The sequence below is a fragment of the Hyphomicrobiales bacterium genome (genome assembly GCA_016125495.1).
In the GTDB taxonomy this organism is placed as follows: domain Bacteria; phylum Pseudomonadota; class Alphaproteobacteria; order Rhizobiales; family RI-29; genus RI-29.
In genome coordinates, this window is record WGLQ01000035.1 from 1 (window position 1) to 13,754 (window position 13,754).

Here is a 13,754-nt window from a genome sequence, read left to right on the forward strand (position 1 = left end):
CACGGCAAGGCCCGTCTCCGCGAATTCCTCCCCGATGCGGGCGAGATCGATCACCACCGGAGCCCACTCCAATCCGTGCCGCAGCGGCCCGCGCGACCGAACTTGGCCGGCCTTCGAGCGCACGGTCCCCATGAGGCCGCCGCCGCGAACCACCCCTCCGTCGTTGCCGTCATTCGTAGAGACGAAACGCCTTGCGGATCACCCGTTCACGCATCTCGTCCGCCACGACCCGCGCCACTCGCGGGCCGCTTCAATGGAAGGCGTCGGGCATCGATTGCTTGCGAGTGGCAACGAACGCATCGATCGCCTCGGCAATGCCGGGGTCGATCGCGGGGGCCTCGTAGCTCGCCAGCCACTCGCGCGCGATGGTGTTGGCTCGCTCCTCGACGCGCTTGCGGCCTTCCGCCTCCCACTGCTCGAACGAATTGTTGTCCGCGACAATGGAACGATAGAACGCGGTCTCGAAATTCGCCTGGGTATGGGCGCAGCCGAGATAGTGCGCTCCCGGACCGACCTCGCGGATCGCGGACATCGCCTGCCCGTTCTCGCTGAGATCGACGCCCGCCGCGAAGCGCTGCATCATGGCCAGCTGGTCGACGTCCAGGATGAACTTGTCGTAGCTCGAGACGAGCCCGCCCTCGAGCCAGCCGGCGGCGTGCAGGACGAAATTGACGCCCGCGAGGAGCGTCGGCATGAGTGTGTGCGCGCTCTCGAAGGCGGCCTGAGCATCCGGCACCTTGGAGCCGCAGAGCGAGCCACCCGAACGGAAGGGGACGTTCAGCCGTCGGGCGAGCTGCGCGGCTCCGAAGAGAACCAGCGAGGGCTCGGGCGTGCCGAAGGTCGGGGCGCCGGACTGCATGGAGATGGAGCTTGCGAAGGTGCCGAAGACGACTGGCGCGCCCTTGCGGCAGAGCTGGGCGAAGGCCATGCCGGCCATTGCCTCGGCGAGGATCTGCGTCAGGGTGCCGGCCACGGTGACGGGCGACATGGCGCCAGCGAGGATGAAGGGGGAAATGACGGTCGCCTGGCCGGCGCGGGCGTAGACCTTGAGGGCGCCGACCATCGTTTCGTCGTAGACCATCGGCGAGTTGGCGTTGATGAGATTGATGATGCAGCAGTTGGCATCGAGGAAGTCGGCGCCGAACACGAGCCTGGCCATCTCGACGGTGTCGGCGGCACGCGAGGGGTGCGTCACCGAGCCCATGAAGGGTTTGTCGGACCGCTTTATGTGCGCGGCCACCATGTCGAGATGGCGCTTGTTCACCGGGATGTCGACCGGCTCGCAAACCGTGCCGCCCGAATGGTGCATCGCAGGCGCCATGTAGGCGAGCTTGACGAAATTCTGAAAATCCTCGAGGCGCGCATAGCGGCGCTCACCCTCGAGATCGCGCACGAAGGGCGGGCCATAGACCGGCGCGAAGACGGTGGCATTGCCGCCGATCTGCACGGAGCGCTCCGGGTTACGGGCGTGCTGGATGAACTGGCGCGGGGCATGGGCGATGAGCGAGCGGGCGAGGCCGCGCGGCATGTGCACGCGGGCGCCGCGCACGTCAGCACCAGCCTCCTTCCAGAGGTCGAGGGCTTCGGGATCGTCACGGAACTCGATGCCGATCTCCTCGAGGATCGTTTCGGCATTCGCCTCGATGAGGGTCAGCCCCTCCTCGGACAGCACTTCGAATGGGGCCATGGCGCGGCGGATGTAGCCGAACTGCTCGCCAGAGCCGCCGCCACGCCGCTGTGCGCGTCGTGCCTGGGCGCCGGAGCCACCCGGGCGTGCGCGGCGACGGCGCTCTCCTGCGCCCGAGGTTTCGGATTCCGGCTGATCGGTCATCTCTGCACACTCCAAGTGCTGCGGTCGCTGCCAATGCTGTGGTCGGGGTCGCGGCGCCAATCGAGGGCGGGGGTCCGTCTTGCCGAAGTGCCATGCGATCCGACTGTCGAGCCGAGCTAACCCGAGTATTCCGGTCCACAGATGTCCTGCGTCGCCAGCCAAGCGGCTGGAAGCGACATGCCCCACTCGGATCGAACGGAGTGCGCTGGCTCCTCCAGCCGCTGTTCACCGCACCAGGCGATTGTTCGAAAACGCATTTTTCCCTGCCGGTGTGTCGTGGGCCCGATCCCGCCCGTCGCAACCGGCACAACAAGGCGTCGCTTCCAGTATCGCCTCGCCAAGGCATTCGCTACATTACTCGCCACCGGCCCATCAATTCGCGACCCTGGAGGTCCAACACATGTCCGACGACGATATCGTGCTCGCGGAGCTGTCCGACGACGAACTCGTGCTGCAAATGCACGACGACCTCTACGACGGTCTCAAGGAGGAGATCGAAGAGGGGACGCGCATCCTGCTGGATCGCGGTTGGACACCTTACAAGGTGCTCACCGTGGCTCTGGTGGAAGGCATGCGGATCGTCGGGGAGGACTTCCGCGATGGCATCCTGTTCGTGCCGGAGGTGCTGCTCTCGGCCAACGCCATGAAGGCGGGCATGACGATCCTGCGGCCGCTGCTGGCGGAAACCGGTGCGCCCAAGGTCGGCAGCATGGTGATCGGCACGGTGAAGGGCGACATCCACGACATCGGCAAGAACCTCGTCGGCATGATGCTGGAGGGCGCCGGGTTCGACGTGTACGACATCGGGATCAACAACCCGGTCGAGAAATATCTCGAGGCCATCGAGAAGCACAAGCCGGACATCATCGGCATGTCGGCGCTGCTGACCACGACGATGCCCTACATGAAGGTCGTCATCGACACGCTGCGCGAAAAGGGCATGCGCGACGATTTCACGGTGCTCGTCGGCGGCGCGCCGCTCAACGAGGAATTCGGAAAGGCGATCGGCGCGGATGCCTATTGCCGCGACGCGGCGGTCGCGGTCGAGACGGCCAAGGCCTACATGGCGCGCAAGCACAACCGGATGTCCGGATCGTGATCCAGGACCGAAGCCGGCCGGTGCGGGGCCGCCTCCATCAGCCGCCAGAATGCAAGGCGCCCACCGGAACAACCGGTGGGCGTTGTCGTTCTGGGCGAGGTTGGTGGCGGACAAGTCTGGCAGGTCACCGCGACCTCGCCCGTCAGCGTCGCGGCGCACTCTCCTCGGTGGCCATCGAGACGTAGCTCGTCACCGTCCGCTCGCCTGGGCGGGTGTCCTGGAGCAGGCCCGTCGGATCGCCGCCGCGCTCGCGGTCCCAGCGAAGGGTGCCCTCGTAGTGGGTGCCCATCTCCATGCCGATACCCTGGTGGATGATATCGCCTTCGACGCGGGCCGTGCGGTGGAGCATCACGCTGCGGCCGCGCACGGTACCGGAGACGCGACCGTAGATTTCGACCGTGTCGCCCTCGATGCTGCCGAGCACATTGCCGTCCTCGGAGATGGTCACCGAGCCGCCCTGGACGTCTCCGGCGACCGTGCCCTCGAGCCGCAGGCCGCGCTCGGTGCGTACGTTGCCCTCGATGGTGATGTCGGACGTGATGACCGCCTCGCTTGCCGGTTCGCCAGCGGGCAGGCCGGATCGTGGGCGAAGAAAGCTCTGGGCCCGCGAGAGCGAGGCGATGGCGGCACGCCCATCGCCCTCCCGATCGTGGTCGCGCTCACGATCACGCTCGCGCTCCCTTTCCGCCGTGTACGTTTCATTGCCCCGATCGCTCGAGCCATTCCTTCGGCTGAAGACCTGCATCTATCTCCCCAAGTCGCAGCCGTGCGATTTGAAGATGTCACCGCGATCCCGCAGTCGGACTTTGGTCACGCGAGAGGGCGGTATTGTGGCTACAACATGTGCGATCAGCGGCGATTGACGCGCCGGGCGGCGATTGCGACAACGGCCCGGCTTGCGGCGGCGCTCCGGAGCGCTTTGCGGAGAGGGAAATGTCGATGAACGAAGGCGAGAGCGTAACGGGTGAGGCGGAGGGTGTTCACTCCCCGGTGATCCCGGAGGGGTTCCGCTATCGACGTGACGGCGTGCTCGCGGAGGGGCGCGTGCTGGTGATCGCGTGCGGCGCGATCGCCAAGGAGATCATCGCCGTGGTCGAGGCAAACGACTGGCGACACATGGAAATCGCTTGTCTACCGGCGATCTGGCACAACCGGCCCGAGAAAATCCCCGAGGGCGTGCGCGAGAAAATCCGCGAGGCCAAGGCCAGCGGCCGCTACAGCGCCATCCTGGTCGGCTACGGGGACTGCGGAACCGGCGGCCTCCTCGACAAGGTCCTGGCCGAGGAAGGCGGCATCGAGCGGCTCCCGGGTGACCACTGCTATGCCTTCTTTTCCGGCACGCGGCAGTTCGAAGAGACCTTCGCCGGGGAGATCGAGACCTTCTATCTCACGGATTTCCTGGTGCGCCAGTTCGACGCCATGATCTGGCGGGGCCTCGGGCTCGCCAAGCATCCGGAATTGCGCGACATGTACTTCCACAACTACCGCAAGCTCGTCTATCTGGCGCAAACCGACGACCCGGACCTCGATCGCCGTGCCGAGGAGGCGGCCGAGCGCCTCGCACTGCCGCTCGAAATCCGACGGACCGGGTACGGTGACCTGGTCGGCTCGCTCGGCGGGCTCGCCGGAAAGGGCCAGACGCCGCCAGCACGGTTACCCAGGACCGGGCGCGTCGGTTTCCAGACACCAGACGTCGTCAGCGAGCAACCACCGAACCAGCGGTCGGGCGATTGAGGTGGTCAGGCGATCGTCGCCGCCCTCGAAATGGGCTGGCAGGACGCTCGCAAGGCTCTCGCTTCGCGCCACGCCGCGCCCGATCCACCAGAAGGCTCGACCATGACCCGCACGCTCGTCGCCTCCGCGCGCAAGGAAATCCACATCGGTTTCGATCAGCCGTTCTGCGTCATCGGTGAGCGCATCAACCCGACGGGGCGCAAGAAGCTCGCGGCCGAAATGCAGGCCGGCGACTTCTCGACGGTGGAGGCGGACGCGCTTGCACAGGTCGCGGCCGGTGCCACCATGCTCGACGTGAATGCCGGGGTCACGGCGGTCAACCCGAACGAGACGGAGCCGCCGCTCCTGCGCAAGACGGTGGAACTCGTGCAGAGCCTCGTCGATGTTCCGCTTTCGATCGATTCATCGGTGCCGGCCGCGCTCGCGGCGGGCCTCGAGGTTTGCAAGGGTCGGCCGCTGGTCAACTCGGTGACCGGCGAGGAGGACCGCCTCGAGATGGTCCTGCCGCTGGTCAAGAAGTACAACGTGCCGGTGGTCGCGATCTCCAACGACGAGACGGGCATCTCGATCGATCCGGACGTGCGCTTCGAGGTCGCGCGCAAGATCGTGCAGCGCGCCGCGGACTATGGCATTCCGGCGCACGACATCGTCGTCGATCCGCTGGTCATGCCGATCGGTGCCATGGGAACGGCCGGTCTCCAGGTTTTCGCCCTCGTGCGCCGGCTGCGCGAGGAGCTCAAGGTGAACACGACGTGCGGCGCTTCCAACGTCTCGTTCGGGCTGCCGCACCGGCACGGCATCAACGCCGCCTTCCTGCCGATGGCGATCGCCAGCGGCATGACCTCGGCGATTATGAACCCCTGCCGGCCGCAGGAGATGGAAATGGTGCGCGCCGCCAACGTTCTGATGTCCACGGACGAGAATTGCGCCCAGTGGATCCGGATCTATCGCGAACCGGCCGGCGAGGGGGCGGCGCCGGCTGAGGAAGGGCGGCGGCGAGGCGGGCGCCGGCGGCGCGACGGCGAGGCCGCCTGACGACGAGCGAAGGCCGCCACGAAAGGGATCGAGCGACATGACGGACGGACCGGTCGAAGGCGGAGCGGGTGCGGTCGCCGAGGCGAGTGCCGACGTGAAGGATGCCCTGGTGCTGTTCATGCCGAGCGGGCGGCGCGGCCGGTTCGCGCATGGTACGCCGGTGATCGAGGCGGCCCGCTCGCTCGGGGTCTACATCGAATCCGTCTGTGGCGGACGCGGCATGTGCGGGCGCTGCCAGGTTTCGGTGGCCGAGGGGCATTTCGCCAAGCACAACGTGACGAGCGCGCGCGACCATCTCTCGCCGTTCTCCTCCCTCGAAACGCGATACGCGGAAAAGCGCACGCTCGCGGAGGACCGGCGGCTGAGCTGCTCGGCGCTGATCCAGGGCGACCTCGTCATCGATATTCCGGCCGAGGTGCAGGTCAACCGGCAGATCGTGCGCAAGAAGGCCGAGGACCGCCACATCCCGCGCGATCCGGCAACGCACCTCTGCTACATCGAGGTCGACGAGCCGGACATGGAGAATCCCTCCGGCGATGTCGAGCGGCTGCTCGAGGCGCTGACGAGGGAGTGGGGCTTCGAGAAACCGGGTATCGATTTTCATCTTCTTGCGCGCGCGCAGACGGTGCTGCGGCTCGGAGAATGGAAAGTCACGGTCGCGGTCAACGACGCCGAGGGCGCGCCGCGGGTGATCGCGATGTGGCCGGGCTTCCACAACGAGGCCTATGGCGTCGCCGTCGACATCGGCTCGACCACGATTGCCTGCCACTTGTCCTCCCTCCTTTCAGGGCGCACGCTCGCCTCCTCGGGAATCTCGAACCCGCAGATCCGGTTCGGCGAGGACCTGATGAGCCGGGTCAGCTACATCATGATGAACCCGGACGGGCATCAGGCGCTGACTCGGGCCGTGCGCGAGGCGGTCGCGGGGCTGATCAGCAAAGTGGCCGAGGAGGCCGGAATCTCGGCGGCCGACATTCTCGAAGGGGTTTTCGTCGGCAATCCGATCATGCACCATCTCTTTCTCGGCATCGATCCGCGCGAACTCGGCGGGGCGCCTTTCGCGCTCGCAACGAACGCCGCGCTCAACTGCCGGGCGAGCGACATCGGGCTCGACATCAACGAGGGCGCCAGGGTTTACCTCCTGCCTTGCATCGCGGGCCACGTAGGGGCGGATGCCGCGGGCGCGACACTCACCGAGCAGCCCTACAATGGCGATGAATTGACGCTCCTGGTCGATATCGGAACGAACGCGGAAATCGTGCTCGGCAACCGTCACCGCATCGTGGCGGCCTCGTCTCCGACCGGTCCGGCATTCGAGGGAGCGGAAATCTCGTGCGGCCAGCGGGCCGCGCCCGGCGCGATCGAGCGGGTTCGCATCGATCCGGCAACGCTGACGCCGCGCGTCAGGGTGATCGGGATCGATGCCTGGTCGGACGAGGCGGAGTTCCTCGAAAAGCGCGAGCAGGTCGGAGTCACCGGGGTCTGCGGCTCCGGCATCATCGAGGTGATCGCGGAGATGTATCTCGCCGGCATCATTTCGACGGACGGGGTGATCGACGGCAGCAAGGCGGAGCTGAGCGACCGGATCGTGGAGGATGGGCGCACGTTTTCCTATGTGCTCTGGCGCGGCGATCAGGAACTGCGCATCACGCAGAACGACGTACGCGCGATCCAGCTCGCCAAGGCGGCGCTCTATGCGGGCGTCAAACTGCTGATGGACCGTATGGGCATCGAAGAGGTGGACCGGGTCAAGCTGGCGGGCGCATTCGGCACCTATATCGATCCCAAGTATGCGATGATCCTCGGGCTCATTCCCGACTGCAATCTCGACAAGGTGCATTCGGTCGGCAATGCCGCCGGCACCGGCGCGCGCATGGCGCTGCTCAACAAGGGCTACCGGCACGAGATCGAGGAGGTCGTGCGGCGGATCGAAAAGGTGGAGACCGCGCTCGAGGCGAAATTCCAGCAGCACTTCATCAATGCCATGGCCTTGCCGAACAAGGTGGATCCGTTCCCGAGGCTGAGGGCGGCGGTGCCGCTGCCGGAGGCGGCGCCTGCAGCGGGCGGCGACGATGAGGACGGCGGCCGGCGGCGCCGGCGTGGCGGGCGGCGCGGCTGAGGGGGAACTCCCAGTCCTCCCCTCCGAGCAAGACGAAATCAGTTGGCGGCGCGCCGCCACCCGGCGAGGCTGGCGACGACCGCCTCCATGTCCGAACGCGTGCCGATCGTGATACGCAGACAGTGGTCCAGCGCATAGGCGCGCATCGGGCGGACGATTATTCCTTCCCTCTTCAAGTGAGCGTAGGCGCCGGCGGCATCGTCCGGTGCCGGTTCTCCGTCGCGCTCGAAAGGCAGGAGAACGAAATTCGTCTCGCTCGGCAGGGGTGCAAACCCGATCCGCGTCAATGCGTCGATCGTCCATGAACGCGCGGCGATCGTCGCCTCGAGACAGGCCGCGAGGTGACCGCGGTCGGCGAGGGACGCGATCGCGGCGGCGATCGAGGGGGCGGCCATGGTGAACTGGGCGTTCGTGCGCGAGAGCACGTCGACAACGTCGGCAGGGCCTACCGCCCAGCCGATCCGAAGGCCGGCGAGCCCGTGCGCCTTGGAAAACGTGCGCAGGACGAGGGTCGCGGTGCCGGCGCGGGCGAGTGCCGCGCCGCTTTCATAGCCGTGCGCGGTGACGAAATCGGCGTAGGCCGCATCGATGAGGAGGAGAATGTCGTCGCGCAGCTCCCGCCTCAGGCGCTCCACCTCGCTCGCTGGAACCATGGCAGCGGTCGGATTGCCGGGATTGACCAGATAGACGATGCGGGTCGCCGGGGTGACGGCAGCGAGCATCGCATCGATGTCCGGCCGTAAACCGCACTCGGGAACACGCACGAGTGCGGCGCCGGCCATCTGCACGGCTGTGGCAAAGAAGAGATAGCCGTAGGCGCTGGTGACCGCCTCGTCGCCGGGCCCGAGGTAGGCCGCCGTGACCAGTCGGATCGCCTCCATGGAGCCTGCCGTGCACCAGATTTGTGATGGCTCGAGGCGCTCAGAGGCGGCCACCGCGTCCATGAGGCGGAGTTCACCGTTCTCGGCATAGAGATTGGCGTCGGCCAGGGCGCGGGTCGCGGCCTCTATCGCGGCGGGGCTGGCGGGAAGCGCCAACTCGTTCTGCGCGAGCTGAATGCGGCGAACGCCGGGGGGCGCCGTGAGGTCGGCGTGCGCATAGGGAGCGAGAGAGAGGAAATTGGGGCGCGGCGCCGGTCGGGCCATGGCGATGACCGATCCTATTATTCATCTGCGGTGACAAGGGCGCGCAACACGGCGACGGACGCCATCAGGTCGTCGATCTCCATTGCCTCGTGCGGATTGTGGCTGCCGTTCTCGTTGCGCACGAAAAGCATGGCGGTCGGAATGCCGGCGAGGGCGAGAACTGCGGCATCGTGGCCGGCGCCGCTCGGCATGCGCATGACCGGGACGCCGGCGTCGCGGGCAGCAGACTCGAGGCGGTCGATCAGGGCGGGGTCCATGGGCGCCCCGTTCCATGTGAAGGGCTCGCCGAAGTCGATGCTCACGCCGCGCCGTTCCGCGATCGCTTCCGCCAGTTCGTCGAGACGGCGGTGCGCGTACTCGAGGGCGGAGGGGAATTGGCTGCGGATGTCGAGGGCAAAATCGATCTGGCCGAGGACCTTGCTACCGCCATGTTGCTCGGGATCGGACTGCACCTTGCCGAAGGTGATGGTGGCGGTCTGCCCACGGGCCTCGATTTCGTCCCAGACGGTTTCGAGGCCGGTCGCGAGGTCGCAAAAGCCGAGCACGGCATCCTGGCGATAGCCGCGCGCCGTGGCGCCCGAATGGCCGTAGGTGCCGGTCACCCGACCCTGCATGAAGCGGATGCCGCCGGCGATGCCTTCGACGAGACCGACGGGCAGATCGTTGGCGACGAGCGCGGGGCCCTGCTCGATGTGGACCTCGACGAAGCCGCGGCAGCGGGCGGGATCGATCGATCGCTCGCGGCGCGCAACGCCGTCGGGGTCGAGGCCGGCGGCGCGGAGGTGATCGCGCATGGTGCGGCCGGTGTCGAAGCGCGGGGCCTCGAGCCACTCGAGCGGCATCGTGCCGAGGGCGGCCTCGCTGCCGGGATAAGAGAGCGCGAACCAAGCCTCCTCGGCACGGAAGGCGACGACGCTGAAGGGAGCCCGCGAACGCTCACCACGCTCGGCGAGGTCGGCGGCAAGCGCGAGCCCGGCAATCACGCCAGCCGCGCCATCGAAATTGCCACCATGGCGCACGCTGTCGAGATGCGAGCCGAACAGCCAGGGGGTGAGCTTCGGGTCGGCTCCGGGAAAATCGAGGAAAAGATTACCGATGGCATCGACGCGGGTGGTGGCACCGAGCGCCTCGCCTGCGCGGCGCATGATGTCGTGGGCCGCCTGTTCGCTGGCATCGAAGGGGCGGCGTGTGACCCCGGGCGGATCGGCGGTCGCCGCCAGCAACTCGTCGAACAGCCGGTGCGCCAGATCCGTGGCCGCGCTCGCCATGTGTCGCTCCCCAATAAGCCGGGCTAGCCGCCCCGATATCCCGTTCGGCTGGCAGAATGGCGCATTTTCCGCGGTCGGCCAATCAGGATCGAACCTGACGGACGTTCGTTTACGATTCCTTAACTTTTGCTTCATCGCGCGGGCGAGCGCCTGCTAGCGTTGCCGCTGGTCGCGCTCTCGCGACTGCATTGCGGAGGGGAGGGCCGTGCGAAGGGCGCCGGCCGGGGTTCGATGGATGAGTTCATGTTGCGTTTGGGCATGATCGCGGTCGCCGCGCTGACGGGTGTCGTCTCGAGCGTCGATGGGGCCGATTTCTCGGCGCCGCTGGAGCGGGAGATCGTGGTCTTCGAGGAACCACAGTGCGCGGCCTGCGAGGCGGCCAGACGTGAGGTGATCCGGCCGTTCCTGGCGCTGCGCACCGCGAGTGCGGCACTCAGTATCGTCGACCACGAGCGGCTCGGGACCGCTGGCCACGCTCTCGGCGCGCCGATCGTCAAGGCACCGACGGTGGTGTTTCTCGAAGACGGCATCGAACGCGCCCGCATCGAGGGCTATGTCGATCCGGCGCTCTTTCAGCACCTGCTCGCGCAACTGGTTCCGGTAGCGACGGCACGCTAGCAAGTTCATGATTTTAAAATATTTTGTTCATCCGACGCTTGGTTCGAAACCGAGCTGCGAGCGGGTACAAAACGTTGGATGTGCTGCACTGGCACCGCGAACGGCGACCCCGTGAACTCGGGTGCGTACCGCGCCGGGCGGTTCCGCCGGAGCCCGAGCGTGCGGACAACGATCCGATCTTGCGGAGTGGGGGGCTTTCATCCTTAGATGGCGGCGTGTGTGTCAGCGACGTGCCGGACGGGCGCGTACGCGAGCGGGTGACACGTCATCCGACGGCGGCGGAATGGACCGCGAGGCGAACGCCACGGGAGGCGCGAAATGGACCGGCGTGACATCTTGAAGCTGACCGGCGCAGGCGTGGCGGCGGCCGCTGTCGGTGGCGTGGAATTGCCGGCCGCGCGCGGCGAGGTCATCGGCCCGGTGGCGCCGCCGAAGCTCGAGAGCCGCCATGACGTGCGTCTCGTCACACCCTGGCGGCCGTCCTCGCCCGTGACGCACGAACTGCACGCCATGGCGCGTGATCTTCACCAACTGACGGATGGGCGCCTTGCGATCGACGTCGTCGGACGTGGAGCCGACGAGGTGGCCGCGAACACCGACGGCCGGGCGACGATGGTGGCCGATCTGCAGTGGCGGCTCGCCGGCGACGATCCTGCGCTCGCGCTCTTTTCGGGCCACGGCGTCGGCGCGGTGAGCGGCCAATTCGCGGCCTGGTGTGAATGCGGAGGTGGACTTTCGCTTTGGCGGGCGGCGGCGGAGCGGCGCGGCCGTATTCCGTTCATCGTCGCCGCGACGGGTCAGCCAGGTTCGATCTGGTCGTCGCAGTGGCTCGCGGATCAGGGTCAAGGGAGCGGCTGGCGCGGCGAGCGGGTGTCGCTGATCACCGCGAAGGTTCTCGAAGCGGTTCTCGGGCCATCGCGGATCGACGGTGCTCCGGTCGTCGAGGGTGGCGGGCTGGTGCTCGATGCCGATGGTCACCGCCCGGGCGAAGGGCTGCGTCATGCCATGGTCGGTGGCGCGGCGCCGGACGATGTCGTCATCGCGCTCGAGGCGCCGCTCGAAATCTGGAGCGCGATGGACGAGGACCTGCGGCACCGCTTCGAGGGCCGCCTCGCGATCACACGGCTGCGGCTCGAGGCGATGTTCCGAACCTATGCGACGGTTGCGCGCGACCGAATGGCAATGGCCGCCGAAGGCCGCGTCGGGGCCCCCGTCGTTGCGGATCAGGCGCGATTTCGGACGGCCACGTTCCGAATTCTCGACGAGATCGCCCGAAGCGAGCCGCTCGCAGAGCGGATCGTGCAATCGTTGAAGGGCTTCCGGCGGCTGACGCAGGGTGGTGATATCCACTGGCCCGCCGACGTGGAGGAGGGGGGCCGGTCGGCCCCGTCCGTTGCATGACTTCGAGAGGGCGCGCCGCGGTCATGACGTCAGCACTTCGGACGTCGGCGAAACGCCGCTGACGTGCGGCGATGCGTATGCAGGCGCTGGAATACGACTTCCGTCGTAGGTGCCTCGGGCCGCGACGGGAACAGCCCGGAAACGGGGCGCCGAGGGGGGCTGGAGACGAGCACAAAAGCTGGACACTCCAGGTTCCCCATGCAAATGTCCGGCCCGCGACTTAACAGTCCGCAGGAGAGTAGGGAGGAAATACTTACTATGGACCGTCGTTCATTCATCAAGAAGGCCGGCCTCGTCACCGTCGGCGGTGCTGCGGCGACCGCTCTCGCTGCCCCGGCGATCGCACAGAGCCGCAAGGACATGGTCATCGTTTCGACGTGGCCGCGCGACTTTCCGGGCCTCGGCATCAGCGCGCAACGCGTCGCCGCCCGCATCGCCGAGCTGAGCGAGGGCACCATCAACGTCACGTATTTCGCGGCGGGCGAGAAGGTCGGCGCGTTCGACGTGCTCGACGAGGTGGCTGCCGGGAACTCGCAGGCCTACATCGGCGCCGACTACTACTGGAAGGGCAAGCACCCGGCGATGGCCTACTTCACGGCCGTTCCGTTCGGCTTCACGTATGCCGAGATGGATGCCTGGATGAAGTTCGGCGGCGGCAAGGAGCTGCATGCCGAAGTGATGGACCAGTTCGGCCTCACGCCTCTGCAGGTCGGCAACACCGGCGTGCAGATGGGCGGCTGGTTCAACAAGGAGATCAACTCGGCCGACGACTTCAAGGGCCTCAAGATGCGTATCCCGGGCCTCGGCGGTGACGTTCTCGCCAAGCTCGGCGCGTCGGTCGTGGCTCTTCCGGGCGGCCAGATCTACGAAAACCTCGTCTCCGGCGCAGTCGATGCGACCGAGTGGGTCGGTCCCTACAACGACTACTTCCTCAAGTTCTACGAGGCCGCGAAGTACTACTACTTCCCGGGCATGCACGAGCCGGGCTCGCAGCTCACCATGGCCATCAACAACGGCTTCTGGGGTGGTCTGACGAAGACCCAGCAGAATCTCATCACCGCAGCCTGCATGGAAGAGAATGCCATGCAGATGGCCGAGACGAACGCCCGCAACGGCGAGTATCTCACCAAGCTCATCAACGAGCACGGCGTGCAGCTTCGCGAATTCAACGACGAAGTTTACGACGCCATGGCCGAGGCGGCCGAGGAGGTCTTCGAGGAGACTCGCGCGCACAGCGAGCTCGCCAAGAAGGTCCACGATGCGTTCGCTGCCTTCCGCTCCGACGTCGGCCGCTGGATGCTCGCCGCCGAGGCCAGCTACCTGCGTCAGCGCAACCGGACGACGGGCGTCAAGCTGTAACGGCAGAACGTCGTCTCACCCACAATGCGGACGGGGCACACACCCCGTCCGCAGTTCGCGCAGGGAACCGAAGCGTTTTGACCGCCGTGGCAACCTCCGGCGCCGAGCATCAGGCGCACTCCGTCCATGCCGCCCATAGACCGGC

11 protein-coding genes are annotated in these 13,754 nt (G+C 67.0%); 7 read left to right on the forward strand and 4 right to left on the reverse strand.

Annotation, left to right across the window (positions count from 1 at the left end; translation table 11 throughout):
• Positions 1–250 precede the first annotated feature (250 nt).
• A complete protein-coding gene (locus GC150_17695; protein MBI1386740.1) occupies positions 251–1,831 on the reverse strand; it encodes a trimethylamine methyltransferase in 1,581 nt (526 codons plus the stop codon).
• A 400-nt stretch (positions 1,832–2,231) separates the two neighbouring features.
• Here GC150_17695 and GC150_17700 point away from each other — a divergent pair, with 400 nt between their 5' ends.
• Positions 2,232–2,930: a cobalamin-binding protein gene (locus tag GC150_17700; protein ID MBI1386741.1), complete on the forward strand. Its 699-nt coding sequence runs from the start codon at positions 2,232–2,234 to the stop codon at positions 2,928–2,930.
• Positions 2,931–3,072: 142 nt separating this feature from the next.
• On the opposite strand, the gene GC150_17705 is transcribed toward GC150_17700, so the two are convergent.
• The gene (locus GC150_17705; protein MBI1386742.1) at positions 3,073–3,675 is read right to left on the reverse strand and encodes a hypothetical protein; all 603 of its coding nucleotides are present in this window, start codon (positions 3,673–3,675) and stop codon (positions 3,073–3,075) included.
• A 194-nt stretch (positions 3,676–3,869) separates the two neighbouring features.
• Between GC150_17705 and GC150_17710 the strand changes: the two genes are divergently transcribed.
• The 3 genes from GC150_17710 (at position 3,870) to GC150_17720 (ending at position 7,818) form a co-directional block, all read left to right on the forward strand.
• Positions 3,870–4,664, forward strand: coding sequence for a DUF1638 domain-containing protein (locus GC150_17710; protein MBI1386743.1), 795 nt, complete (start codon positions 3,870–3,872; stop codon positions 4,662–4,664).
• Between the two features lie 102 nt (positions 4,665–4,766).
• A complete protein-coding gene (locus tag GC150_17715; protein ID MBI1386744.1) occupies positions 4,767–5,699 on the forward strand; it encodes a methyltetrahydrofolate cobalamin methyltransferase in 933 nt (310 codons plus the stop codon).
• A gap of 37 nt (positions 5,700–5,736) precedes the next feature.
• On the forward strand, positions 5,737–7,818 hold the full coding sequence (locus GC150_17720; GenBank protein ID MBI1386745.1) for a DUF4445 domain-containing protein: 2,082 nt from the start codon (positions 5,737–5,739) through the stop codon (positions 7,816–7,818).
• A 38-nt stretch (positions 7,819–7,856) separates the two neighbouring features.
• Here the strand turns inward: GC150_17720 and GC150_17725 are convergent, their stop codons facing one another.
• Positions 7,857–8,963, reverse strand: coding sequence for an aminotransferase class I/II-fold pyridoxal phosphate-dependent enzyme (locus GC150_17725; protein ID MBI1386746.1), 1,107 nt, complete (start codon positions 8,961–8,963; stop codon positions 7,857–7,859).
• Positions 8,964–8,980: 17 nt separating this feature from the next.
• Positions 8,981–10,231 carry a hydantoinase/carbamoylase family amidase gene (locus tag GC150_17730; GenBank protein ID MBI1386747.1) on the reverse strand — a complete coding sequence of 417 codons (1,251 nt, stop codon included), beginning with the start codon at positions 10,229–10,231 and terminating at the stop codon, positions 8,981–8,983.
• A 243-nt stretch (positions 10,232–10,474) separates the two neighbouring features.
• On the opposite strand from GC150_17730, the gene GC150_17735 reads away from it, so the two are divergent.
• From GC150_17735 to GC150_17745, 3 genes are all read left to right on the forward strand, one after another.
• Positions 10,475–10,849, forward strand: coding sequence for a hypothetical protein (locus GC150_17735; GenBank protein MBI1386748.1), 375 nt, complete (start codon positions 10,475–10,477; stop codon positions 10,847–10,849).
• A 318-nt stretch (positions 10,850–11,167) separates the two neighbouring features.
• The gene (locus tag GC150_17740; protein ID MBI1386749.1) at positions 11,168–12,250 is read left to right on the forward strand and encodes a twin-arginine translocation signal domain-containing protein; all 1,083 of its coding nucleotides are present in this window, start codon (positions 11,168–11,170) and stop codon (positions 12,248–12,250) included.
• A gap of 258 nt (positions 12,251–12,508) precedes the next feature.
• Positions 12,509–13,609, forward strand: a complete 1,101-nt coding sequence (locus GC150_17745; protein MBI1386750.1) for an ABC transporter substrate-binding protein — start codon at positions 12,509–12,511, stop codon at positions 13,607–13,609.
• Positions 13,610–13,754 lie beyond the last annotated feature (145 nt).

Bases quoted from the DNA above. Each gene is read 5' to 3' on its own strand.
- GC150_17695 (MBI1386740.1), bottom strand. From the start codon at position 1,831: ATGACCGATCAGCCGGAATCCGAAACCTCGGGCGCAGGAGAGCGCCGT.
- GC150_17700 (MBI1386741.1), top strand. From the start codon at position 2,232: ATGTCCGACGACGATATCGTGCTCGCGGAGCTGTCCGACGACGAACTC.
- GC150_17705 (MBI1386742.1), bottom strand. From the start codon at position 3,675: ATGCAGGTCTTCAGCCGAAGGAATGGCTCGAGCGATCGGGGCAATGAA.
- GC150_17710 (MBI1386743.1), top strand. From the start codon at position 3,870: ATGAACGAAGGCGAGAGCGTAACGGGTGAGGCGGAGGGTGTTCACTCC.
- GC150_17715 (MBI1386744.1), top strand. From the start codon at position 4,767: ATGACCCGCACGCTCGTCGCCTCCGCGCGCAAGGAAATCCACATCGGT.
- GC150_17720 (MBI1386745.1), top strand. From the start codon at position 5,737: ATGACGGACGGACCGGTCGAAGGCGGAGCGGGTGCGGTCGCCGAGGCG.
- GC150_17725 (MBI1386746.1), bottom strand. From the start codon at position 8,963: ATGGCCCGACCGGCGCCGCGCCCCAATTTCCTCTCTCTCGCTCCCTAT.
- GC150_17730 (MBI1386747.1), bottom strand. From the start codon at position 10,231: ATGGCGAGCGCGGCCACGGATCTGGCGCACCGGCTGTTCGACGAGTTG.
- GC150_17735 (MBI1386748.1), top strand. From the start codon at position 10,475: ATGTTGCGTTTGGGCATGATCGCGGTCGCCGCGCTGACGGGTGTCGTC.
- GC150_17740 (MBI1386749.1), top strand. From the start codon at position 11,168: ATGGACCGGCGTGACATCTTGAAGCTGACCGGCGCAGGCGTGGCGGCG.
- GC150_17745 (MBI1386750.1), top strand. From the start codon at position 12,509: ATGGACCGTCGTTCATTCATCAAGAAGGCCGGCCTCGTCACCGTCGGC.